The sequence below is a fragment of the Desulfuromonas sp. TF genome (assembly GCF_000472285.1).
GTDB lineage: Bacteria > Desulfobacterota > Desulfuromonadia > Desulfuromonadales > ATBO01 > ATBO01.
In genome coordinates this window covers 570,163-592,296 of sequence record NZ_KI421421.1, presented here as the reverse complement: position 1 = coordinate 592,296, position 22,134 = coordinate 570,163, and the positions used below count along the sequence as shown (strand labels likewise).

Sequence of the window (22,134 nt, the reverse complement as noted above, 5' to 3'; positions counted from 1 at the left end):
ATTCAATAAAATCATCAGGTGTAGATGTAACCAATATGGTCATAGAAAGTGTGAACAAAGTTATAAAGATGCTAAGTAATGGTATGTATAATTGGAAATTGTTTTTTACATCTTTATAGAGAAGGTTATGGTTGTCATTGCTAAATATAAGAATCAAAAACAGTCCAGACAAAAAAAATGACAACAAAAAGTCCCAAGAAAATATAAATAAATATAAATTTTGGAAAAACCTTTTATTCATTATCGTGATTTATCCTGAATCTATCTCGTATATAACTAACTTTTAGAAGTAATCTTGTAATAAGGTCATTTTCTTTTTTGTCGTTAACCGTTATTTTTTCAACAAGATCTTTTGAATGTATTCTAACCAATTCGCCTGTATCGCTTATGCCTCTAATTGATCCTTCCCCATATCCATCCTCAATCATATTTAACATTTGATAAGACTTTGTCCCCTGCCCATAATTGAGAGTTCCTTTGGGCGGAGCCTTGTCTTTTATTATTCTTTTCTCTGTATTGGTTTCTTTAAGGTCTTTATCAATTTCGTCCCAAATTCTGGCAGATGGATTAGACGGAAACAGGACCATGTTTGAGGACAAAATTCTAGTTAGCCCTAATACCTCGTTCTTAAACTTTCTTTCTTCTCCCAAAAAAGTAATATCGACATCTGCCGGATTGTTTTTGCTTCCTGTGGCTTTGCCAATTAATTTTTGAATTAAAAATTTTACTTTTTTTCTGTCGAGACCGTAACCCGTTTTTTCTTCGAAGAATAGCAGCATGTCTGATTTATTGTAATACATTTTTACATTTTCGACGACATTTTGAACAACCTGCTGCTCTATCTCCTTTGTTTCGTTATCGATGATAATGTTATGTTTGATATCATGTTTTCTAATAAAATCACAGCATATCAAATCATCAGCCAATCTTCTCGCGTTTGTAATTGTATATTTTAATTTTTCTTCTTCTATTTCTGGATACCATATAGGGTTTGAGCTTAGATAAAAAAACAAATCCTCTATATATGTTTTTTTATCTTCAACTTGATGTGAAAACAGACCCATATCGAAGTGAAGTCTTGTTATAATCAATTCAAATTTCATTGCCCCTCCTACTCTAAGCTGCCAATTTAATCAACCTCAATATCGTCGGTTTATCGATCTGCTTCTCTTCCTCGAACATCTCGCAAAGAGTGATAACGAGCTGGGCCTTTTTGTCGGGCTTTAGCTCCAGGTGCAGATCCCCGAGTCCCTCCTCGACCGCCTCGATCACAATGCGGACAAGATCCTTTTCCAATCCCTCGGCAAGCCTTGCCGGCTCCTGAGTCCTTACCCTTTCCTTGCCCGTGATTAGCCAATCCAGGCTTACGTCTCCTATTTCAGCGATCCTTGCAAGGGTCAAGGTCTCGGGGTCTGACTGTCCTTTCTCGTATTTAAAGACAGCGCCTTTACCTTTGCCAAGAATGCTGCCTAGAGCCTCCATGCTCAGCCCGGCTTTCTCCCTGACTTCCCGAATTCTCTCGCCAACCGCCTCTCTTAAATCGCTCATGGGGCACATTTAACAACTTTTTTCACAAAAAGTAAATAGATTCACAAAAAGCAAACAAACTAGCATTTTCGGCTATTTAAAATAGATGATATGCCTATTCAAGCGCCTCTATGTTGTCCTTTAGCAAACTTTTCTATTGACAGTTTTCTTTTTGAGAACTAATTTGTTTACTAAACGAGAACGGAGCCGAAAATGTCGATGGGAAAAAGAATCGTAGAGGCCAGAAAAAATAAAGGAATGACTGCTGAAACCCTCGGGGTAATGATCGGACTATCCAAAGGTGCCATCTGGAAAATCGAAAACGACCAGCTCAAGGGTGGCCCTGATCCCGAGACGGTCGTCCGGATCTCCGAGGCCCTGAACGATACCTCCATCCTCCTGCACTACCTGGAGGAAAATCCCGTCTACAAATCGATCATCCCGAAGATCTTCCCCGACCTGAACAACATCCGTCGGGACCCGGCAATCATTTTCGGCAAATTCCGGCGCGAGGCGTCGGAGGCCATCGATGCCGCCGAGGTCCTGGAGGAGATATTCAGCCGCACCGATCCGCGCAGCGTCCCGAATTTTGATGAGACCTTTAAGGCCAAGCTGGAGCAGATCGTCGACGTGGAGCGCTGTTCTCAGGAAATGTTTTTCGCCCTGATCGCCGCCGGGATCATGACGGAGGAGGATCGCAAGGAGATCCACCGGCGCCAGCAGGAGAAATGCGAGCGCAATGGACACCATAAGCCGCCTACGCGCGAGGCTTCGGCGGCCAAGGCCTAGAGCAGAGGGAGGGAAGAATGGAAACGAGTTGTCCGAATTGGTTGAAGTTTCTGGAGGAGGTCGTCGGTAACGAGGAGGAGATCCGGCTCTTACAGGAGTTTTTCGGGAGCTGTCTCGCGCCTGAAACCTATGGCCGGATGTTGTTGATGGTGGGGTCGGCCGCGAGCGGGAAAAGCGTGCTGGTCTCGGTGGTCGCGTCCGTCCTGGGGAGTGAGAGAGTCGGATATCATCCGCTCTTTCATCTCAAGGACCCTTTTGTCCGCGCGGATCTCTCGGAGAAGCGCCTGAATGTTTCTTGCGAGGACGTGGCCAAGGGGATCGATCAATCTTACCTCAAGGCTTTTATCGCCGGCGATCTTCTTAATGCCTCTTTCAAGTACAAGCCGTATTTTTCTTTCCGTCCGGAGACGAAATTCGTCTCGATGCTGAACTACCTCCCCGAGAACCCTCCGGCGATTGCGCGCCGGCTCCTGGTCGTTCACTGTCCGCGCCAGTTCAGGCGGGAAGATATGAGCGTCGACCTGGACCGGAAGCTGGCCGAGGAGCGGGAGGGAATTCTGGCCTGGCTGGAGGAGGGACTGGAGCGGCTTCGGAAGCGCGGCGGGTTTGGAGGCTAGCCTTTGTCCTCGAGGTGGAAGAGAAACTCTCTCGTTGCGGACTCTGCCTTTAGTGCGGCTTTCCCGATCTCGGAGGATTTGCCGTAGGCATTCATGGAGAGCATGGAAAGTTTAAAAATTCGATCAAAGAGCGATTTCAGCTCTTCGACCGAGGCTTGATGTTCTTCGGGCGTCAGACCGGACTTTCTTGGGTGCATCCAATGATTTCCCATAGTTAGAGGTGAAGGTGCATTCTGACAGAAGGCAGGCCAATAGGCAAACAAAAAAACGGAGCCGGTCAATGGGCAAGCCCTACCAGGTAAAGCTTGAGCAACTCACGGAGAAGGAGCGGGACTATATGTTCAACGTCTTCTTTCCCCGGATGGAGGAGCTCGCGCGGATCGCTTACGAGCGGCGCCAGGCGGCGGAGGAGGCGAAGCGCAATGAATCGAAACTGTGAATTCTGCGGCCGAGAGCTCCCCGAGGCGAAGAAGACCGGCCGTCCTCGGGCCTTTTGCGGGGACAACTGCCGAAAGCTGGTTTACCTCCTCGGCAAGATCGAGGACCGGCTCGTCCTGGTAAATCCGACTCCGGAGAAGAAAAAGCTTTTGCGCCGGCGGCTCTGGTCGGCGGCGAATATTATGAATTGAGGTTGTCTTTTAATTCCTTGTTGTTTTTGTGATTTTGGAGGTTTGCAGTTGAATTGCGGTGGTAAAGGCAGGAAAGAGGATCTCGGCTCGCTCCTTTGGGCGGCTCTGTTCTTTTCTCTCGTTCTCCTCCTGGCGGGGATAGCGGGGGATCTGGACCGGCGCTCGGAGGTTCGAGCCGTTTTTGTGTCTGGTGACACCTGGGCCGCTTGGACGGGAGTCGATCACAGCCGGCCGTAAGGAGAAAGGGGTCGAAAATGTTTGTCTCTATCGAGGACGCGAGGAGCCGGATTCTTTGCCCGATTTATGGGGCGCTTTATCACTTTTTAACCTCTGGAGCCTTGCCGGCCTGGTCGCCGGGAATCCCCTCGCCTCCGCCAGGCGCGCAAAGGCCGGAGCCGATCAACGGGCTCGAGCTCTCTCCCTGTTGCCGCGCCGATCGGTGCGGGTTCTGGCGATGGAGAGGGGAGAACGACCGGAGCGCGACGGAGGAGCGGTTCGAGTATCTCGAGGCGGACTATCCCGATCAGCCGGATTATCTCGGCGCGGGAACTTGGTCGCCTGAGGAGCTCGCGGCGGAGGCCGAGGCGGAGTCTCGCTATCTGCGAGGGATCGGCGCGCTCATGGAGGCCTGGACGCCTCCGGTCCTGGAAGGGTGGCGGATCGTCGCCACGGATTACGACGAGGACGAGGGGCGGATCTATGCCCGGTACGAGCGGGAGAGGCCGGCCGGGAATCGGTTCGGCTTCTGCGGTCTGGCCGGCCGGCCGGGAGGACCTCATGGTTAAGGCGGCTCTCGATCGGTTCAAGGAGGACCTCGGGACGGAGGGACGGCGGTTTCATTACGAGCTCGCCTATCGGGATCTCGGCCGGACGCTCGACCGGATCCAGTCTTTTTATGAGGCCGGCGCGATGGAGTGGGCGCGCGAGGAGCGGCCGGACCTGGTCGACCGCCTCCGGACGGCGTTCCGCGCTGTCGATACGGCTTTCGATCGGGAGGATCACCGGGCCGTTGATGCCGCTCTGAGGAATTGGGCGGCGGCCGCGCGGGAGATCGTCTTGATGTTTCGCGGCTCGCCTCAATTCCAGGCCTCGGACGAGGCGCTCCCCGAGATCCAGGTCGACCAGGTCGAGCCTGAGACGGAGAGCCTTTTCCCCGAGGAGGACCGGGCTCGGGAGACGACCTCGTCGCACAGGGGGGCGCTATGACTCTGAGCAGGAAAGATAAGGACGAATGGGGCGAGGATGGGAATCGCTAAAGATCATCTAAGCGAGGAGCGCCGAGAGGCGATCGCGCGCGCTCTCTTTGTCGTCAAGTCGGCCAGGCGGGGAAAGAAGGGGCCGGAGCTTGTCGGCCTCTGTCCGTTACACGACGACCAGGAGCCCTCGTTTTCCTATAATCCGGAGTTGGACGCTTTCAACTGCCTGGGGTGCGGAGCGTCCGGCGACCTGGCGGATCTCTGGTGTCGCGATCGCGGCCTCGATGCGCGATCGGGCGGCCTGGTCGAGTTTCGGCGCGAGTTCGGGATCGAGAGCACTCTCCCCCCTTGGTCGGGCGAATACCAAGACAAGGGCCGATCGAAAAAGGCCGCTCCTGGGGCAAATACGGAGGCCAAAAAAGGCGCGAAATCCGCACAAAACGCGGGATCGGGCGATTTCATCGAGGAGCGGCTCCTGGCGGCGCTCCCCCCCCTCCCCCTTGAGAAGGTCCGCCAGATGGAAGCGGGTCGAGGGTGGACTCGCGCCGGGATCGAGCGCGCGGATCTCCGGCTCTGGAAGTCGCACAGGGACGAGGAGCGGATCGCGATCCCGGTCCGCGACGAGGAGGGGCGCCTGGTCAATATCCGGCTCTATATGCCGGGAGCGAAGAATTACAAGGTCATTTCCTGGAGCGATCCGGAGTGTCCGAAATGCGGCGCGGGCTGGAAATGGAAGAAGGAGGAGGAAAAAAAGGGGGTCCGGTTCTGTTTCGAGTGCGGGGTCGAGCCTCGGACCTTTGGCGAGTCGCGCCTCCTCCCCCCTCCCCCCTCCTGGAGCTCCGGGCCGATATGGATAGTCGAGGGGGAGCCGGACCTGGTCGCGGGGATCTCGCGCGGCCTGAACGTCACGACGCAGACGGCCGGGGCGGGGACCTGGAAAAAGGCCTTTACGGAGAAGTTCAAGGACCGTGACGTCATTATCGCTTACGACGCGGACAAGGCGGGACTTGCCGGCGCGGAGAAGGCGGCGAGAGAGCTCGCCAAGGTCGCGCGCTCGGTCCGGATCTTTCTCTGGCCGGCGCGCATGTACGAGGGGACGACTCAGCCGCTCGAGGATCCGAAAAAGGAGTTTAGCGACTTCGTCCTAGAGCACGGCTCGAAATATCCCGTCGACAAGGGCGAGGACCTGACGGACTTTTTCCACAAGCACGGCCAGGGGATCAAGGAGCTCCAGGACCTGCTCCCCTCGGCCGTCACGATCGAGAAGCCGGCGCCGGAGCGGGAGATCGCTCCAGGGCCTCGGCGGTTCTATCGCGGCCGATCCTTCCGGCCGGCGCTCCTGGCCGACGCTTTGCTCTCGGATATGCAGTTTATCGCCGAGCCGCTGACCGGCCGGCTCTTTCGATGGTCGGGCAAAAACTGGCAGGAGTTCCATATCGACCGGCTCCAGGCGCTCGCTCTGGCGATGCTCGGCGAGGAGGGGGAGTCGAAGCACGCGGCAAACGCGGCGCGCCAGGTTTATCTCCGCTCGCTTCTGCCGGAGGAGCGGGAGCTCGACGATCATCATGCTCTTATCTGCCTGGCTAACGGGATGCTGAATATCGAGACGGGGGATTTCCTTGAGCACGATCCGCGCTATTTCGCGACGCAGATCCTCGACTTTGTTTACGAGGAGTCGGCGGAGTGTCCCCGCTGGCTCCAGTTCCTCGAGGAGGTTATCCCGGACAAGCGGGTCCGGACTCAGCTTCAACAGTTTTTCGGGTATTGCCTGACCAGGGAAACCCGCTATGGGAAATGCCTCCTCCTGCACGGGCCGGGATCGGATGGGAAATCGACGATCCTGAAGGTCCTCCAGGCGATGATCGGCTCTCACAACTGCTCGGCCGTCCAGATGTCGCGCTTGGAGGATCCTTTCGAGCGAGCGACGCTGTACGGGAAGCTCCTCAATATCGGGACGGAGACGGAAAAGGCCGCCTTCGGCTCGGCTCTGTTCAAGGCGATCGTGACCGGCGATTTCGTCAACGCCAGTTTCAAGCATAAGGACTTCTTCACCTATCGGCCTTACGCCAAACTGGCCTTTGCCTCGAATTTCTATCCGAATGTCTCGGACAATACGGACGGCTATTATCGGCGGATCCTGGGAATTCAATTTACAAAGCAGTTCGGGCCGGGCCTGGACGCCGAGGAGGACAAGTTTCTCGAGGACAAGCTCCTCTCCGAGCTGCCGGGAATCTTCCTCTGGTCGCTTGCCGGCCTGGAGCTCCTGCGGGAGCACGACGGCTTTATCGACGCGGAGAGGTCGCGGGAGTTCCTCCAGGCGTACAAGCGACATAATAATCCGGTCCAAGCGTTTTTCGAGGAGGATCTCCGCCTGGCGGAGCCGGGGGAGGACCTCCGAGTCCCCGTCGATCGGGTCTATAACCTTTACAAGGCCTATTGCTCCAGGAACGGACACAAGCCCTTGGCGAAACCGAATTTCGGCGCGACGCTCCGGACCGTCGTCAAGGTTAGCGAGGGGCGAATGAAGGACGCCGACCGGGCGCGCGCTTATCTTGGGATCGGGCTCCAGGAGCGCGCCGAGCTCGCCGCCGGCGGCTCCCCCCCTCCCCCCCCTCCGGAGGAGCGCGAGGCTGTCTAAAAAGGGAATGTCCGGGCTCTGTCCGGGCCGTGTCCGGGCAACCCGGACGGAAAAAACGCCGACCAGATAAGGATTTAGGGGAATGTCCGGGCTGTCCGGGCGAATTGGAAGGTATGACGCATGCGCGCACGCGCGCGAAGGGATGGAAAGACGGTAGAGCGGAGGGGTTTTTCTCTCTTATTCCTTTTAAGGTTTTACCCGGACAACCCGGACAAAAGGGATAAAAGGCCGAAACTGCAAATAAAAACCGTGTCCGGGTGAAAGAAAACAACCCGGACAGAGCCCGGACAGAGCCCGGACAAACGAGAGGAGGCGCAAGTAATGAGGATTCAGGTCGGCGATAGGGAGCTCCGCGAGGCGCTCGAGTATCTCTCCGAGGACCTCGTCCGTCCGGCGGCGCGCCTGGCGCTTAACGACTCCGGCCGCCAGGGCAACACGGCCGCGAGGAAAGAGATCCGCGCGAGGTGGAATCTCAAGGCCGGCTTTATCAATGAGCGGGTGAGGATCTCGAGCTTTGCTGACGAGTGGGATCTCTCCGTCGTTCTCCAGGCGAAGGGCCGGCCGATCGACTTGACGCATTTCGGGGCGCGGTGGGTCCGGGGGAATCAGGTCGTAAGCCGCGCGGGGGTTAAGGTCCTCAAGAGATCGAAAGGACAAGGCGGGGTCTTCTATGAGGCCGAGCGCGGGAAAAAAGAGAGAATCCCCTCCGGCTTTATCGCCACGGTCGCGGCCGGGACAAAGGGCGCGACGCATATGGGGGTGTTCGTCCGCGCGGGAAAGGGCCGGCTCCCGATCATCAAGAAGCGGGTTATCTCGGTCCCGAGTATGTTCGAGCAAGAGCCGGTGTTCCGCGCGATCGTCCAGGTCGTCGAGGAGAAGTTTCCGCAACGGTTCGAGCATCACATCGACCGCGCGGTCGCGAGGCGGTTCGGGTCCTCCTGACGACCTGGAGCCATACGGGCAGCAAGCGCCCGATAAACGTCTACTTTTGGACTTTTTTGAAGGCTGGAAAAATGGAATCTCTCGAAACGACCGCAATATCTGACCGGGCCAGACCGACGGGGATTTCCTTCCCGGCCGAGGTCGCGAAGGCGTTCGGTGCGGACTTCTTGGATCCGGAGCGATGCGGCGAGATCGTCCTCGCCTGGATCCATCCAGGGCCGGCCGTCTGTCCCCGGTGCGGCCTCGTCCTCGAGGGGCGGAGCCTGGCGCGGTTCCAATCCTTCGGCCGCGTCCATTGCCGGGAGTGCGGGAAGTTCTTCACGGCGACGGCCGGGACCGCTCTCCATAAGGTCCAGATCTCGCCGAGTCAGATCGTCCTGATCGCCTATCTCCTGGCGCTCGAGGTCGACCTGGTCGAGATCTCCAGGGCGGCCTCCGTCGATCCCGAGACGGTCCGACTCTGGCGGCTTAAGTTCGCGGCGCTCGCGCGGGGGGGGCGGGGGAAATGACCGGAACGCCTATCGAGATTTTACGAAAAGCCGTCGCGGTCAACCTGGAGAAGGTCCAGGAGTCGCCGACCGCCGAGAATCTCAAAAACTGGCGCGAGTCGACCAAGGCTCTCGAGGAGGCCGAGGCCGATCTCGCCGGCGCGGTCGAGCCGGGAGCGCGCCGGATCAAGGGGATCGCCGGCGCGGCCGATTATTTAACAGATGCCGGATGGAAGGTGTCGACCTCGACGCTCTACGCGCACAGGGACCGCGAGGTCCTCCCTCGCGCGGACGGCTCCGGCTATTACCTGGCGGCCGACCTCGACGAATACGCTCGCGGCAATCTGCGCCGGCTCGACGGAAGCGACGGAGACGAGGAGGGCGCCGAGGCGCAACGTAAAAAACAGGTCGCCGACACGGCGGTTAAAGAGGAGCAAGCGGAAAACTGGCGGATCCGAAACGCGATCCTCCGGGGGGATTACGTCGAAAAGTCCTTTATGGAGCGCGAGTTTTCCTCAAGGGCCGCTTTTCTTAAATCCGACCTCGAGACGTTCTGGTCGGTTCATGCCTTGACGATCGTCGAGCTCGTCGCCGGCGATCCGAAAAAGGTCCCTGCTCTGATAGAGCGCGGCGAGGAGTTCGTCCTGGAGTGGCTCGATCGCTATTCTCGGCCGATCGACTACCCGAAACCGAAATTGACCGGAGGTGCTCCTGGCGATGAGTAACGCCGCGCTCAAATATACCGAGCCGACCGGCCGGCCGATCTGGACGGAAGGCGAAGGACGCATTTTCAAGCGGCGCGATCCGACCACGCCGAGCCGGTGGAACAGTAAAAACCGGGTCGTCGTCCAGGGGAGCCGGCCGGGGCTCTGGCGGCCGGAGACGGTTCCTTATGCTCCGGAGGTCCTCGACACGATCGGCGAAAAGTCCGTCGAGCGGGTCGTCATGTGCTGGACGCCTCAGACGGCGAAAACCGATATCGCTAACGGGTTCCTCGGCTACGTCACCGATTACGCTCCAGGGCCGGCGCTGGTCGTCATGCCGGATAAAAACCTCTGCAAGAGGGTGAGCAAAAACCGGCTTCTCTCGATGCTCGAAAACTCGCCGCGCCTGGCCGAGCTGATAACCGACAATCCCGACGACAAGCAGACCTACGAGGTCCATCTCAAGAACGGCGCCGACTGGTATCTCTCCTGGGCGAGCTCGCCGGCGATGCTCTCCATGATCTCGATCCGATACCTCTTTCGGGACGAGATCGACAAATGGGCCGAGCAATGCGGCAAGGAAACCGATCCCCTTAAGCTCTCTTTCGTCCGGACGAATGTCTATCGAGGAAAGCGAAAGATCGTCGATAGCTCGACGCCGACTCTGACGACCGGTCCGATCTGGCTCGCGCTTAACGCGTGCTCAGAGATCCGCGACTATTGGGTCGCCTGTCCGCTCTGCGGAGGGTGGCAGAAAATGACCTTTGACCGGATCAAGTGGCCGGCCGAGGAGAAGGATCCCGAGGCGATCAAGGACGGGAATCTCGCCTGGTACGAGTGCGCCGACTGCGGCGAGGCCTGGGACGATCACCGGCGCGACCAGGCGGTCCGCGCGGGGTCCTGGGTCGCTCGGAAAAAAGCGAAGAATCCGAAATCGGTCGGCTTTCACCTTCCGGCCTGGTATTCCCCTTTTGTCTCGCTCTCCGAGTGCGCGGCCGCCTATGTGGAGGCTCGGCCGGTCCGTGAGGGGAAGATCGTCAACCGTCTAGCCTGGATCAACTTCCTCAATCAGTACGCGGCCGAGGCCTACAAGGAGGAGGAGGGCGAGGTCCCTGAGTGGGAAAAGATCCAGGCCAGGGCGGAGAATTACGGTCCGGCCGTCCCGATGCGCGCCGGCGTCCTGACCGCCTTCGCCGACGTCCAAGACGACCGCCTCGAGGTCGAGGTCGTCGCCTGGGGGCGCGGCGAGGAGGCCTGGTCGATCGACCGGCATATTATCCCCGGTGTCCCCGTTCTCCCGAGTGTCTGGCAAGAGCTCGACCGATATCTCCGTCGCGAGTGGCGGCACGAAAGCGGGGCGAAAATGCGGATCGCCTCGGCCGGAGTCGACACCGGGGGACATTACACGAAACAGGCTTACGCCTTTGTCAAAAAACGCTATCACCGGAGGATCTACGGGACAAAGGGCTCGAGCGTCCCTGGCAAGGGGATCGTCGGCCGGCCGACAAAGAGCAACCTTGGGAAGATCCCGCTTTTCATCGTCGGGACCGAGACGGCAAAGGAGACGATTTTCTCGCGCCTGAATCTCGACCAGGGCGAGGAGGGTTTTATCCATTTTCCGCAGAAGTACGACGAGGAATATTACAAACAGCTTATCAGCGAAAAGCCGTCGGTTAAGCACTATCGCGGCCGGCCGGTGCGGGTCTTTGTCCAGACAAGGGAGAGAAACGAGACGCTCGACCTCTGGGTCGGAAACCTGGCGATCCTCTCGATCCTCAATCCGAATCTCGAAAAGCTCGTCCGCGACCTGGAGCGCCAAGCGCAAGAAAACGCACAGGGCGCCCTCGATCTCGGCCTCGAGGAGGATCCGGCCGACCAGGTCGACCAGGAGGAAATCGAGGAGGTCGCGGAGGGGGGGAGCGACTTCGCAAAGACGGTCGCCGAGACGGCCGTAAAGATGGTTAAGGCCTTGAACGACCTGAAAGAGGAAAGCGACCAGGCCGGCGAGTCCCATTCAAAGACGCGGACGGCGCGAGGTCGACGGCGATCGCGGAGCGGGTCTTTTGTCGGTGGATTTAAGAAATAAAGGAGGTGTGTTGTGGTCTGGAAGTCAAAGAAAGTCCTTTACCGTGTCTCGGAAGTGGCCGACCTTTTGAGCGTTCACGTCGACACGGTTTACACCCTCGTCCAAATCAAGGAGCTCCAGGCCCACAACCGCGCGCCGGGGCAAAAGGGGATGAGGATAACGGGGAAATCGATCGAGGGATATATCGAGCGGCACCTGGTCGACGTTGACGATTATTTCGAGGTGCAAGCGTGAAGATGGGCGGGGAAGCTCTGAATGACGAGCGGTTTCGCCGGCTCGCCTTTTCCATCGCTCCCGATCGGGACGGCCGGACGCTCCAGGTCGACGGTTTACTCCTCCTGACCGGCGAGGCGGAGCGGCCTTTCCGGTTTCAGGTGTCCAGGGGGCCGGGGGCGGATTTCATGGCGGCGGCTCAGGTCTTCCGATACGTGGGCGCGGCACTCGGGCGGCCCTCCGTCTGGCTGGCCGAGGCCGGTGCGGGGAGTGACTGTCTGGGAGATCCCCGCTTTCAGTCACTTAAGGTCGAGATGGAACCATCTTTCGACGAGGTTGTCCTGGAGGTCGAGGTTATCCTCGAATCCGAGGGAGAGGCGGCGGCCTCGTTTGGATTCCCCTGGCTTCGCCGAGCTCAGTCGGATTTTGCTGTTTCAAGTGTGGTGTTTCAGAAGGTGGGGCGAAGCCTTGAGCGGAGCCGGGCGGGATGAACTCGGGGCGGTTTTGTCATACAAAATTGATATCGTTTTTGAGATCCAAGCCTTTTAATTTTTCCGATACAGAACCTATTGCAGTAAGTTGACCCAATACATAAACAATTGAATATCTTACTTGCTGAGGAAGTGTTAGATCTTTATTGCGCTGTGGATCGCATAGATTGACAAATTCTTTTGCCAGTTTAATAGCTTTATCAGGAGTGATGTTATGGGCCAAATTATTTCTTAATTTATTTAATTTATCAATTGCAGGAAATACACAATCATGAATGGGAACATTAATCATTGCCTTCGTAAGGCTAGACAATTGTGAAAAAGACAATCTGGCTTCTGCAATATACTTAGGAAATTGGCAATGTTTAATTACAATGAAATATAATATCTCCTCAATTATCAAATGCCCTTTAAGTGTAATTAGAGTTAAATCTTCTGTGTCAGGAATAAGTTCTAAAAACTTAAAGCCATGTTCTCTAATAGAATTTGTTGTTATTTGCAACTTCTTTGAAGCTTCCATATGTCCTCTGAAATTGAATTAATATACTCGTTCAACTCGAATCATTGCTGCACTTGTTTGGAAACTGGATTTGGTTGCAAATCAAAATGTAGCTTGAGTTGAATTACCGGTCAAGCATTCGGATGCAATTCGTTTTCTTCGGAATGCCCGGAAATGCCGGGAAAAGCCCGGTTTACGGATAATCGTCCCCGTCCGAAAATCGGGCTATGGAAAACGAGCCCTCCCAAATCATCGCCGGCGACGCGATCTCCTGGAAACGCTCCCTCCCCGACTATCCGGCCTCGGCCGGATGGTCCCTCTCCTACGCCCTTCGCGGACCTAAACAAATCGACATAGCCACGGCAGCCGATGACGACGACCACCTGGTCGACGTCGACTCGGGCACTTCGGCAAGCTGGCTGGCCGGCGTTTATCGGATGTTCCTCCAGGTCGCAAAGGACGGCAAGCGGTACACGATCGACCAGGTCGAGCTCGAGATCCTCCCCGATCCGACACATATCGCAGACGGGACCGATCTCCGGCCGCACGTCAAGAAGGTCCTCGACGCGATCGAGGCGGTCCTCGAGGGCAAGGCGACGCGGGACCAGCTCGCCTATACGATCGACGGCGTCCGGATCGACCGGATCCCTCCCCTCGATCTCCTGGAGTGGCGGCGGCGGTACCGGGTCGAGTGGAATAACCACCTCAAGAGCGAGGGCCGTAAAAAGGGCCGGCGCTCCGGAAACAAGATAAGGGTTTCTTTCTGATGGACGTCTCTTTTCATCTTCCGACCTGGCTCCCCTGGTTCGCGCTCAACCTGGCCGGCCTGGCGATCGTCTTTTTCCTCTTGCGCGGGACGCTCCGCCGGATCCTGGCCGTCCGCGCCGGCCGGCTCTACCTGGTCGGGCGCGTCGTCGGCCGCGCGATGGCCTGGGACGTCCAAGGCGTTTTCACCTCGAAAGAGGCCGCGATCGAGGCCTGTCGCAAGCCGAATTATTTTTATTTCGCACTGCCTCTCGACCAGGAGCTCCCCGAGGAGCCGGTCGAGGGCGGCGAGTTCTGTTTTCCTCTCAAGCCTGAAATCTCGAAAGGCGGCAACTGATGGGAATTTCTCCCCGCGCAATGATCCGCAAGCGACACGCCGGCGCGCGCGCCTATGAGGCGGGCAAGGGCGGCCGGCTCGGCTCCTGGGGAATGACCTCGCTCTCGGCCGACGCCGAGCTAAGGGGTTCGCTCCGTGTCTTGCGTTCCAAGTCGCGGCACCTGGCGGAGAATAACGACTATTTCAAGCACTTCCTCCGGCTCCTGAAGATCCATGTCGTCGGACCGCAGGGGATCCGCCTCCAGTCGAAGGCGGTCGACGCGGCCGGCAAGCCGAGCCGGCAGGACCGGCGGAAAATTCAAGGAGCCTGGAAACGCTTCAACAAAAAAGGCGTTTTCGACGTAACGGGGAAGCTCTCCGGCCGCGACGCCTCAAAGCTCTATGTCGAGACGCTCGCCAAGGACGGCGAGGTTCTCGTCCACCTGGTCGAAGGGTTTGATAACGATTTCGGTTTCGCGGTCCGGTTCCTCCAGGCCGACCACCTGGATGAAAGGCTTAACGGCAAGGCGCCAAACGGAAACCAGATCCGCCTCGGCGTCGAATACGACAAGCTCGACCGGCCGGTCGCTTACTGGCTGTTTCGGGATCATCCGGGGGACATGGGGCTCTCCGGCTATTCGATCACGCAGAAATACCAGCGGATCCCGGCCGAGGAGATCATTCACGAATACCTGGTCGAGTCCCCTCGCCAGGGGCGCGGGGTTCCTACCGCTCACACGGCCTGTCAACGGATGGAGAGCCTCGACAAGTTCGAGGAGGCCGCTCTGGTCAACGCGCGGACGGCCGCCTCGAAGATGGGTTTCTATATCCATCGGTCCGGCGTCGTCGAGCCTGGGGAGGGGGAGTTCCTCGGCGATTTCGAGGACGAGGAGGGGGACTTTATCGACGAGGTCGAGCCGGGGGTCCTCCAGCAGCTCCCGGCCGGATGGGATTTCAAGGAATGGAATCCTCAGTTTCCCAACGGCGATCTCGATCCGTTCATCAAGGCGCTTATTCGAGGGACGGCCTCCGGCCTCGGCGTTTCTTATCACAGTCTCGCAAACGACCTTGAGGGCGTCTCGTTCAGCTCAATCCGCCAGGGGACGCTCGAGGCGCGCGACGTCTGGCGCGATCTCCAGGGTTTCGTTATCGAGAGTTTCCTCGATCGGGTCTTTTCCGTCTGGCTGCGAAACGCGCTTATCCGCGACCGCGTCGAGGGGCTCCAGATTTGGGAGATCGAGCGTCTCCTGGCGGCGCTCTGGCGCGCTCGCGGGTGGGATTGGGTCGATCCGCTCAAGGACCAGATGGCAAACGAGCGAGCCCTTAAGGCGCGGACAAAATCCTTTACAAAGGTTCTCGCCGAGCAGGGCGAGGATCTCGAGGAGCACCTGGAGACTCTCCAGGAGGAGGAGCGGCTTTTCGATTCTTACGGTCTGGACTTAAAGACAATTTTGGAAGGAGGCGCAAAAAATGCCAGCAAACAGCCCGCGACTTAAAACCGGAAAGCTCTTTCGGAGTCTTTCCCTCAACCGCGAGGCGGTCGACCTGGAGGGAAGGACGGTCGAGTTTTCGTTCTCCTCCGAGGCTCCCGTCGAGCGATGGTTCGGCGTCGAGATCCTCGATCACGGTCCCAAGGCGGTGAGGTGGGACCGGGTCCGCGCCGGCGGTCCTTTTCTGATGGACCACAGGGCGAGCGACCAGCGAGGAGTAATCGAAAAAGTCTGGATCGACAACCGGACCGGCCGGACGGTCGTCCGTCTCAGCCGGAGCGATCGCGGCGAGGAGCTCCTCCAGGATATCGCGGACGGGATCCGGCCGAATATCTCGGTTGGCTACCTGATTCACGAAATGATTCTCGAGAAAGAGGAAAACGGGCTTTGCACCTATCGGGCGACCGATTGGGAGCCCTATGAAATTTCAAGCGTATCCATGCCGGCCGACATTACGGTCGGAGTCGGCCGCTCGGAGGATACAAGTTTCGACCACGAGACGGTTATTTTTTCAACCCGAGAAGAGGAGGAAAGAAAAATGAAATGCAAACACTGTCAAAGGGAGCTCCAGGACGGCCAGGCCTGCACCTGTCCGGAGGCCAGGGCGGCCACCGGGAATGGCGATCCCTCCGGCGGGGACCGTCGGATCGAGGTCAACCGCGAGGAAGTCGTCGCGGGAGAGAGGAAGCGGATCGCCGCGATTGAAACGATCGCGGGGCAGTTCCGCAAGGTCCCCGGAATCGGCGATCTCGCGCGCCAGTTCCGCGAAAACGGAAAGAGCGTCGAGGAGTTTCGCGGGGCGGTCCTGGCGCGCCTGGCGCCGACCGAGACGGCCGACGTCCCCGATCCCGTCCGTCTCAGCCTCAATGAGGGCGAGGATCGCCAGTTCTCGCTCCAGCGCGCGATCCATTACGCGGCCTTTGGCGGCGACGGCGGTTTCGAGCGCGAGCTCTCCGACGAGATCGGGAAGAAGCTCGGCCGCGAGACGGAGGGGATTTTCGTCCCGACCTCGATCCGGGTCGGCGTCCGCGCTCCCATGACCGCCGGCGACGCCGGCCAGGGCGCCGAGCTCGTCACGGTCGGCGGCGGGGCGATGACCCTGATCGAGTACCTCTATGCGCGCTCCCTGGTCAAGCAGCTCGGCGCGACGGTCCTCGACAACCTTGTCGGAGAGGTCCCCCTCCCGCGCCAGCTCAAGACGGCGGCGCTCAACTGGACGGGCGAGAATCCCGGTGCCGACGCGGCCGATACGGATGCAACCGGCATGTGGGGGAAAACCACGCTCAGGCCGCGCCAGGCGATCGCGACCGTCCCTTTCTCGAAACAGCTTATCGCTCAGACTTCCCTCGCGATCGAGAACCATGTCCGCCAGATGCTCGGAAAGGTCAACGCCGGCGGTCTGGATAAGGCCGCGATTAACGGACCGGGAGGAAACGAGCCGCTCGGGATCCTCAACACGACCGGGATCGGCGCGGTCGTTATCGGCGCGGACGGTGGCGCGCTGTCTTGGCCGGTCGTTGTCGGGCTCGAGACAGAGGTCGAGATCGACAACGCCGATTTCGGAAAACTCGCCTATCTGACCGCTCCGCAGGTCAAGGGGCGCGCGAAGGAGCTCGAGAAGTTCTCCGGCTCCGGTCAGCCGATTTGGCCGGACAAGGCGATGAAAGATGGAATCGGAGAGCTCAACGGCTACCGAGCCGGCGTCTCGACCAACGTCCCGACCGACCTCTCGAAAGGCGGATCTAACGGGATCCTGGCGGCGATGATCTTCGGCAACTGGGAGGAGCTCTATATCGGGGAGTGGGGCGTCCTAGAGATCCTGGCCGATCCCTACGCGCTCAAGAAGCAGGGGATGATCGAGATTACCTCGACGCTCCTCGCCGATACGGCTCTCGGCCATCCTCAAGGGTTCGCCTCCTGCGAGGAGATCAATCCGGCTCTGTAAGCAATGAAACCGGCGAGGCGGCGAAAGTCGCCTCGCTCTCTCTCTTTCCTGACAAGGAGTTTCCACGATGAAAAAAATCAATGCGATCGTCATTTCCCGGCCGACGAAGATCCGGGGAAAACTCGCCGAGCCGGGGAGGGTTATCGAGCTCCCCTCGGAAAAGACGGAAAAGGAGGCTCGCGACGAGCTCTTATCCCTGGTCGGCATGGGTAAGGCTCTGCCGGCGACCGAGGAGAATATCGCCTTCGTCAAGAACCAGGTTGCGGCCAGGGCGGCCACCAAGGACCAGGACGCCGGCAAGTCCGGCGGATCCGCCGGCGGCGGAAAGAAGGGCGACAAGGCGCTCGCCGATCTCGAGAAGCGCCTTGCCGTGCTCGAGGATCGCGCCGACGCGCTCGACAAGAGGGAGGCCGCTCTCGAAAAGCGCGAGAAGGCTCTCGAGCAGAAATAAGGAAGGCTCTAGCCGGCGGGGACCGTCCAGGTCCTCGCCGCCTTTCTGGAGAATGGTATGCCCGTCGAAATAGTCCTCGCTTCTGTCTTTAGCGCCTGTGCCGGATGGGCGGTTCCTCGATTGCTCAATCGGAGCACGGTCGGCACTCGCTACCGGACGGAAAAGGACTGTGCCAACTGCGAAACCCGCCGGGCGGTGGGAGAGATCCGCTCAATGGTTCGGGAGCTCGCCATTAAGGCCGGGGTGCCGGTGCATGAGGCGCTCAAGGTCGGCGAGGCTCTGGACAAGGGAGGCAAACCATGAAACCCGAGGACCGTTTCGACCTGGTGATTTATGGAGAGATCGAGGCTCATTTTCCGGAGCTCTTGCGAGATTTGGGGCCTTTTGCCTGGCTCTGGATCAAGGCGCAAGTCTGGCAGGAATCCCGGATGCGTCCCGACGCCGTCTCTCCGGTCGGAGCGGCGGGCCTCCTCCAGCTCATGCCGGCGACCGATCTCGAGATCGACGGGGATCTCGACGGCGCGGACGTGGTCGGCAATATCGACAACGGGGTTAAGTACCTCGCTTTCCTTTACGGCCGTTTTGGCGAGATCCCGACTTTCGAGGAGCGGCTTAAGTTCGCTCTGGCCTCTTACAACGGAGGCCGAGGTTATATCAATAAGGCGCTCGAGCTTTCGCGGAGCGCCTCCGGCCTTCTCGGTTCCTATTCGGAATGGGTTCGCTCCGGCCGGCCGGCCGGGGAGTGGCAACTCTGGAAGGTCGCGCGCGAGGCGCTCGTCCGGCCGGAGTGCCGGGTCAAAGGCAAGAATCCCGATTGGGTCCAGATCTTCGACTATGTCGAGAAGATCGAGGGCCGGTTCCATTACTACACACAAGGAAAGGAGCTCAACAAATGAAAAGGTTTTTCTCTGTCCTGGTTCTGTGTCTGGTCCTCGCTCTGGCCGCGTTCCCCCTCCTGGTCGCGCCGTGCTATGCAATGGAGGAGGGCGGCGACCTGGTCGTCGCGGGTGTTCTCTCCTTCGTCCGCGACGTCCTTGCTCCCCTGGCCGTCGCTCTCCTCTCCTTTTTGCTTTCATGGCTCGCGAAGAAGGCCGGCGACAAGTTCAAGCTCGATTTTTTGAAAAACCAGGAGGACCTGATCCTCGCGACCGCGAAAAACGCGGTCGGGTTCGTCGAGGAGTACGCCGCGAAACGACTCAAGGAAAAGGGGGAGAGTTTCCGGCTTACCGGGTCGGACAAGCTCGATCTTGCGGCCTCGCGCGTCATGGCCGCCTTCCCGAAAATCGATCCGGTCGAGGTCCGCGAGCGGATCGAGGCGGTCCTCGGCCGATCCGAGGGCGCCGGCGCGACCGGCCGCCAGGCGATCAAATAGGGGCGCGCCGTGCTTTCCCTGGCCGGCGGGATCCTGGAGCTTTTGCTCTTTGCCTTGAAAGCGTTCTTTTCTCCCGGCGCCGTCGAGCGCCGGGAGGAGAGCGCGAGGAGAAAAACGACAAATGAAAACATCGAGCTCTTTCGGGAAATGCTGTATGAGGACGACGCTCGTCGTCTTAGCGTTCTTGCTTCTGTCCAGTCTGACCGGGTGCGCGCGCTCTTACGTTCCGATCCCCGAGGGCGAGACGATCGAGGTCCCGAAAGGGACGCTCGACGAGTTGTATCGAAATAACGAGCTCCTCCTCCAGGAGCTCGAGGCCTGTCGGGAGGCGCATCCGCGATGATGGAGTTTTTGGAGCAAGACGCGCGCGACCTGGTCGAGAGTGAGCTCTCCGTCGCGGGGGCTCTGCAACCGGCCGGAGGCGGAGCGGCCGTCGAGATCCGGGGGATCTTTCGCTCCCCCTATAATGCCGAGAAGCTCGGGGACCTGAGCGCCGGAGGGGGCGCTTATCGTTTTCACTGTCTCTCCGAGGACCTGGCCGGCGTCAACGCCAGGCGGGGGACTCTGACGATTACCGGCAAAATTTACCGCGTCCAGGAGCCCAAAGCCGACGAGCTCGCGCCAGGGTGGACGACTCTTTATCTCGGGGCCTGATTATGACGATCCGCGAGCAACTTAGAAAAAAGATCGAGGCGCGCCTCGGCGAGATCCGCGTCGGGGGCCAGGTCGTCCTGGCTCACTCCGGCAAGGTCCACGCCTTCGCCTCCGACCTGGGGGTCCGCATCTATCCCTTCCGATCCGACGACGTTCCCGACGAGGAGATCCCTTGCGTCGGGTTTCTCGACCAGGAGTCGCCGGCCGACGAGTCGGACGAGGGGGCCGGCCTCCAGCGATACAAGCTCGCCGTCGGGATAACCGGCCTCGTCAAGGTCGCGGATCCGGCGCTCGAGAAGCCGGAGGACCTGGCGACGGCCGCTCTCGCCGATATCCTGGCGGCGATCGGCAAGGATCCGGAGTTCGACGGCCTGGCCGAGGCCTGGGCTCGGCTCGGGTCGGTTTCGATCGAGGTCGATCCGAATGGATTTCGGGCGGCGGCTAACGTCGAGCTCGAGATCGAATATCAATCGAAATTATGGGAGGTCTGACAATGGCAGAAACGAAACAGGAAAAACCGAAAATCATCGAGGCGATCGCGAAAGCGGACGCCGGTTATCATCCCGATTTCGGCCGGATCGTTAAGGGGAGGGCTTACCAGGTCCCCGAGCGGCCTTTCCCCGATCAACTCTTTACCAGGCCGGCCGCGCCGGAGCAGGTCCGCGACGGCTCCAGGGTCAAAAAGTAAACACCATTTTTTAAAGGAGGTTTTTCGTTATGAATGGAATTTCAGGAGCCGAAATTAGGGCCGCTTTTGTTCGGGCGGTCGCATGGGGCCAGGCGGTCGCCTGTGGGGCCGGTCACGGCCTTTTGATCCTCCCGACCTCGATCCGCAAGGATAGCGGGGTCGAGAGCGACGACTCCCTCGGGACCTATCACTCGAGCGACGGGGATCCCGGCGCGATCACGGTCGAGGGGGATCTCCCTCTTTATCTGCGCTATGACGGCCTCGATCCGCTCCTCGCTCTGGTCTGCGGGATCGCCGGCGCGCCGGTCCAGCAGGGGGCGGATCCGGCCTATGCGTACAAATACCGGCCGGCGAAAGATATCAAGGGATATTTCGGGACCTTCGCCAAGGATATGAAAAACTATGTCGAGGAGATCCCGAGCGCCAAGCTCGCCGGCTTTACCCTTCGCGGCGACGCGGGGGGAAAGCTCCAGCTCGTCCTTAAGGTTATCGGGATAAACAAGATCACGGTCTCCGGAGTCAACACGCCGGCGACCTTCGTCAACGTCACGATCCCCGAGGTCGCGAATCCGGTCCGCTTCGCTCACGGCGTTTTTAGGATGAACGATCGCGACGCCGTCGCTCTCGCGGCCGGGGACAAGATCTATCCGTCGAGCTTCGAGTTTTCCTATATGCGAAAGCTCGCCGGCGTCCATACCGGCGAATATCGGACGGCCGAGCCAAACGTCCAGGAGTTAATCGACGAGCCGCTAAACGACGGCGCTCCCGAGGTCCGGCTTAAGCTCCAGTTTCCGCGCCATTCGTCAAACGCCTTTCTCCTCGACCTGGCAAACGACAAGAGAAAGAAGTTTGACGCCGTCTTTACCGGCGCGACGATCGGCGCGACGGCGCACAAGCGGACGTTTTCCCTCTCCCTCCCGCACCTCCAGCCGTTAAACGACGATCCGGCCGACGAGCGCGGGATCATCAAGGAGCCTCTCGAGTACCTGGTCCACGCGGCCGAAGTCGCTCCGGCCGGCTTTGATTTTACCGAGCCTTTCGAGATCGGCGGGATCAATCAAAACGCGGCCGATCCTCTGGCTTAAACCAAACGAGAAAAGGAGTTTTTGTTATGGCGCGATTAGGTCTTTTTATCAATCAGAAGCCGGAGAAGGCGATCCAGTTCGACGAGGACACGGAGGTCTTGATCGCCTTCGTCGGAAAACAGGAGCTCCAGGAGATCCAGCGCAAGGCCGACAAGGCGGCGCGGCTCGGCGGCGCGGATCCCAAGGATTTCTTTAACCTCAAGCTCGCCGAGCGCGCCGTTAAGGGGTGGCGCAAGATCGGCGCGCCGGATCATCCCGGCCTTATCGTCGGCGGCGAGCCTTTTCCCTTTACCGAGGAAAACCGCGCGCTCCTGATGAAACACAGCCTCGACTTTTGCGCTTTCGTCAACGCTCACGCGGTCGAGGCGAAAGAGTTTCTCGACGACGACCAGGAGGAGCTCGAGGCGGGAAAAAACGGCTAACCGCGTTCCTCCTGGCGAGCGCGGATTTTCAAGGGGTCGACTGCGGCAACTGCGCCGAGGCTCTCCGCGAGGAGGGCCTCGAGCCGGACTGTTTCGAGGGGAAATGTCTCGCCGGGATCGACGAGCT

The 22,134-nt window shown here is 58.9% G+C and carries 29 protein-coding genes; 26 read left to right on the top strand and 3 right to left on the bottom strand.

All coding sequences use genetic code 11. The annotated features are described in order from the left end of the window. Positions 1-233: 233 nt before the first annotated feature. On the bottom strand, positions 234-1,103 hold the full coding sequence (locus DTF_RS0114165) for a hypothetical protein (protein ID WP_027715845.1): 870 nt from the start codon (positions 1,101-1,103) through the stop codon (positions 234-236). Positions 1,104-1,116: 13 nt separating this feature from the next. Continuing rightward, positions 1,117-1,548, bottom strand: coding sequence for a helix-turn-helix domain-containing protein (locus DTF_RS25605; RefSeq protein WP_051361314.1), 432 nt, complete (start codon positions 1,546-1,548; stop codon positions 1,117-1,119). Positions 1,549-1,740: 192 nt separating this feature from the next. On the opposite strand from DTF_RS25605, the gene DTF_RS0114155 reads away from it, so the two are divergent. From DTF_RS0114155 to DTF_RS0114090, 13 genes are all read left to right on the top strand, one after another. Then, positions 1,741-2,316, top strand: coding sequence for a helix-turn-helix transcriptional regulator (locus DTF_RS0114155; protein ID WP_027715844.1), 576 nt, complete (start codon positions 1,741-1,743; stop codon positions 2,314-2,316). 17 nt (positions 2,317-2,333) lie between these two features. Then, positions 2,334-2,933: a DUF5906 domain-containing protein gene (locus tag DTF_RS0114150; protein ID WP_155890827.1), complete on the top strand. Its 600-nt coding sequence runs from the start codon at positions 2,334-2,336 to the stop codon at positions 2,931-2,933. 280 nt (positions 2,934-3,213) lie between these two features. Further along, positions 3,214-3,372 carry a hypothetical protein gene (locus DTF_RS26635; protein ID WP_155890826.1) on the top strand — a complete coding sequence of 53 codons (159 nt, stop codon included), beginning with the start codon at positions 3,214-3,216 and terminating at the stop codon, positions 3,370-3,372. Next, entirely contained in the window at positions 3,356-3,562 is a 207-nt protein-coding gene (locus DTF_RS0114135; RefSeq protein WP_027715841.1) for a hypothetical protein, read from the top strand. Before DTF_RS26635 ends, DTF_RS0114135 begins: the two co-directional genes overlap by 17 nt. A gap of 254 nt (positions 3,563-3,816) precedes the next feature. Beyond that, on the top strand, positions 3,817-4,347 hold the full coding sequence (locus DTF_RS0114130) for a hypothetical protein (RefSeq protein ID WP_027715840.1): 531 nt from the start codon (positions 3,817-3,819) through the stop codon (positions 4,345-4,347). Continuing rightward, a complete protein-coding gene (locus tag DTF_RS0114125) occupies positions 4,340-4,768 on the top strand; it encodes a hypothetical protein (RefSeq protein WP_027715839.1) in 429 nt (142 codons plus the stop codon). The genes DTF_RS0114130 and DTF_RS0114125 overlap by 8 nt, the downstream gene beginning before the upstream one ends. Before the next feature lie 36 nt (positions 4,769-4,804). Further along, positions 4,805-7,396, top strand: coding sequence for a phage/plasmid primase, P4 family (locus tag DTF_RS23650; RefSeq protein ID WP_051361313.1), 2,592 nt, complete (start codon positions 4,805-4,807; stop codon positions 7,394-7,396). Between the two features lie 321 nt (positions 7,397-7,717). Further along, on the top strand, positions 7,718-8,338 hold the full coding sequence (locus DTF_RS0114115) for a phage tail protein (RefSeq protein WP_027715838.1): 621 nt from the start codon (positions 7,718-7,720) through the stop codon (positions 8,336-8,338). A 71-nt stretch (positions 8,339-8,409) separates the two neighbouring features. Beyond that, positions 8,410-8,847, top strand: a complete 438-nt coding sequence (locus tag DTF_RS0114110; RefSeq protein WP_027715837.1) for a hypothetical protein — start codon at positions 8,410-8,412, stop codon at positions 8,845-8,847. After that, positions 8,844-9,551, top strand: coding sequence for a hypothetical protein (locus DTF_RS0114105; protein ID WP_027715836.1), 708 nt, complete (start codon positions 8,844-8,846; stop codon positions 9,549-9,551). Before DTF_RS0114110 ends, DTF_RS0114105 begins: the two co-directional genes overlap by 4 nt. After that, positions 9,544-11,616, top strand: coding sequence for a phage terminase large subunit family protein (locus tag DTF_RS0114100; protein ID WP_027715835.1), 2,073 nt, complete (start codon positions 9,544-9,546; stop codon positions 11,614-11,616). The genes DTF_RS0114105 and DTF_RS0114100 overlap by 8 nt, the downstream gene beginning before the upstream one ends. A gap of 12 nt (positions 11,617-11,628) precedes the next feature. Next, entirely contained in the window at positions 11,629-11,850 is a 222-nt protein-coding gene (locus tag DTF_RS0114095) for a helix-turn-helix domain-containing protein (protein WP_027715834.1), read from the top strand. Then, positions 11,847-12,320, top strand: coding sequence for a hypothetical protein (locus DTF_RS0114090; protein WP_027715833.1), 474 nt, complete (start codon positions 11,847-11,849; stop codon positions 12,318-12,320). The genes DTF_RS0114095 and DTF_RS0114090 overlap by 4 nt, the downstream gene beginning before the upstream one ends. Positions 12,321-12,336: 16 nt before the next feature. Here the strand turns inward: DTF_RS0114090 and DTF_RS26630 are convergent, their stop codons facing one another. Then, on the bottom strand, positions 12,337-12,840 hold the full coding sequence (locus DTF_RS26630; RefSeq protein ID WP_155890825.1) for a hypothetical protein: 504 nt from the start codon (positions 12,838-12,840) through the stop codon (positions 12,337-12,339). Between the two features lie 206 nt (positions 12,841-13,046). Here DTF_RS26630 and DTF_RS0114080 point away from each other — a divergent pair, with 206 nt between their 5' ends. The 13 genes from DTF_RS0114080 to DTF_RS0114015 all read left to right on the top strand — a co-directional run bounded on the left by DTF_RS0114080 (position 13,047) and on the right by DTF_RS0114015 (position 22,007). After that, positions 13,047-13,586: a hypothetical protein gene (locus DTF_RS0114080; RefSeq protein WP_027715832.1), complete on the top strand. Its 540-nt coding sequence runs from the start codon at positions 13,047-13,049 to the stop codon at positions 13,584-13,586. Further along, positions 13,586-13,921 (top strand): hypothetical protein, encoded by a 336-nt coding sequence (locus DTF_RS0114075; RefSeq protein ID WP_027715831.1) that lies wholly within the window; start codon positions 13,586-13,588, stop codon positions 13,919-13,921. The genes DTF_RS0114080 and DTF_RS0114075 overlap by 1 nt, the downstream gene beginning before the upstream one ends. Then, positions 13,921-15,396 carry a phage portal protein gene (locus tag DTF_RS23640; RefSeq protein WP_051361312.1) on the top strand — a complete coding sequence of 492 codons (1,476 nt, stop codon included), beginning with the start codon at positions 13,921-13,923 and terminating at the stop codon, positions 15,394-15,396. The genes DTF_RS0114075 and DTF_RS23640 overlap by 1 nt, the downstream gene beginning before the upstream one ends. Continuing rightward, a complete protein-coding gene (locus tag DTF_RS0114065; protein ID WP_027715830.1) occupies positions 15,371-17,335 on the top strand; it encodes a phage major capsid protein in 1,965 nt (654 codons plus the stop codon). The genes DTF_RS23640 and DTF_RS0114065 overlap by 26 nt, the downstream gene beginning before the upstream one ends. Positions 17,336-17,402: 67 nt before the next feature. Next, positions 17,403-17,786: a hypothetical protein gene (locus tag DTF_RS0114060; protein WP_027715829.1), complete on the top strand. Its 384-nt coding sequence runs from the start codon at positions 17,403-17,405 to the stop codon at positions 17,784-17,786. Between the two features lie 57 nt (positions 17,787-17,843). Then, the gene (locus DTF_RS0114055) at positions 17,844-18,089 is read left to right on the top strand and encodes a hypothetical protein (RefSeq protein ID WP_027715828.1); all 246 of its coding nucleotides are present in this window, start codon (positions 17,844-17,846) and stop codon (positions 18,087-18,089) included. Further along, positions 18,086-18,682 (top strand): transglycosylase SLT domain-containing protein, encoded by a 597-nt coding sequence (locus DTF_RS25600; RefSeq protein WP_051361311.1) that lies wholly within the window; start codon positions 18,086-18,088, stop codon positions 18,680-18,682. Before DTF_RS0114055 ends, DTF_RS25600 begins: the two co-directional genes overlap by 4 nt. Further along, positions 18,679-19,158: a hypothetical protein gene (locus tag DTF_RS0114045; RefSeq protein ID WP_027715827.1), complete on the top strand. Its 480-nt coding sequence runs from the start codon at positions 18,679-18,681 to the stop codon at positions 19,156-19,158. The genes DTF_RS25600 and DTF_RS0114045 overlap by 4 nt, the downstream gene beginning before the upstream one ends. Positions 19,159-19,497: 339 nt before the next feature. Beyond that, positions 19,498-19,812, top strand: coding sequence for a hypothetical protein (locus tag DTF_RS0114035; RefSeq protein ID WP_027715825.1), 315 nt, complete (start codon positions 19,498-19,500; stop codon positions 19,810-19,812). Positions 19,813-19,814: 2 nt separating this feature from the next. Further along, positions 19,815-20,303 (top strand): hypothetical protein, encoded by a 489-nt coding sequence (locus tag DTF_RS0114030; RefSeq protein ID WP_027715824.1) that lies wholly within the window; start codon positions 19,815-19,817, stop codon positions 20,301-20,303. 2 nt (positions 20,304-20,305) lie between these two features. Next, the gene (locus DTF_RS0114025) at positions 20,306-20,500 is read left to right on the top strand and encodes a hypothetical protein (protein ID WP_027715823.1); all 195 of its coding nucleotides are present in this window, start codon (positions 20,306-20,308) and stop codon (positions 20,498-20,500) included. Between the two features lie 29 nt (positions 20,501-20,529). Beyond that, the gene (locus tag DTF_RS0114020) at positions 20,530-21,585 is read left to right on the top strand and encodes a phage tail tube protein (protein ID WP_027715822.1); all 1,056 of its coding nucleotides are present in this window, start codon (positions 20,530-20,532) and stop codon (positions 21,583-21,585) included. 26 nt (positions 21,586-21,611) lie between these two features. Further along, entirely contained in the window at positions 21,612-22,007 is a 396-nt protein-coding gene (locus DTF_RS0114015) for a hypothetical protein (RefSeq protein ID WP_027715821.1), read from the top strand. Positions 22,008-22,134: the final 127 nt, after the last annotated feature.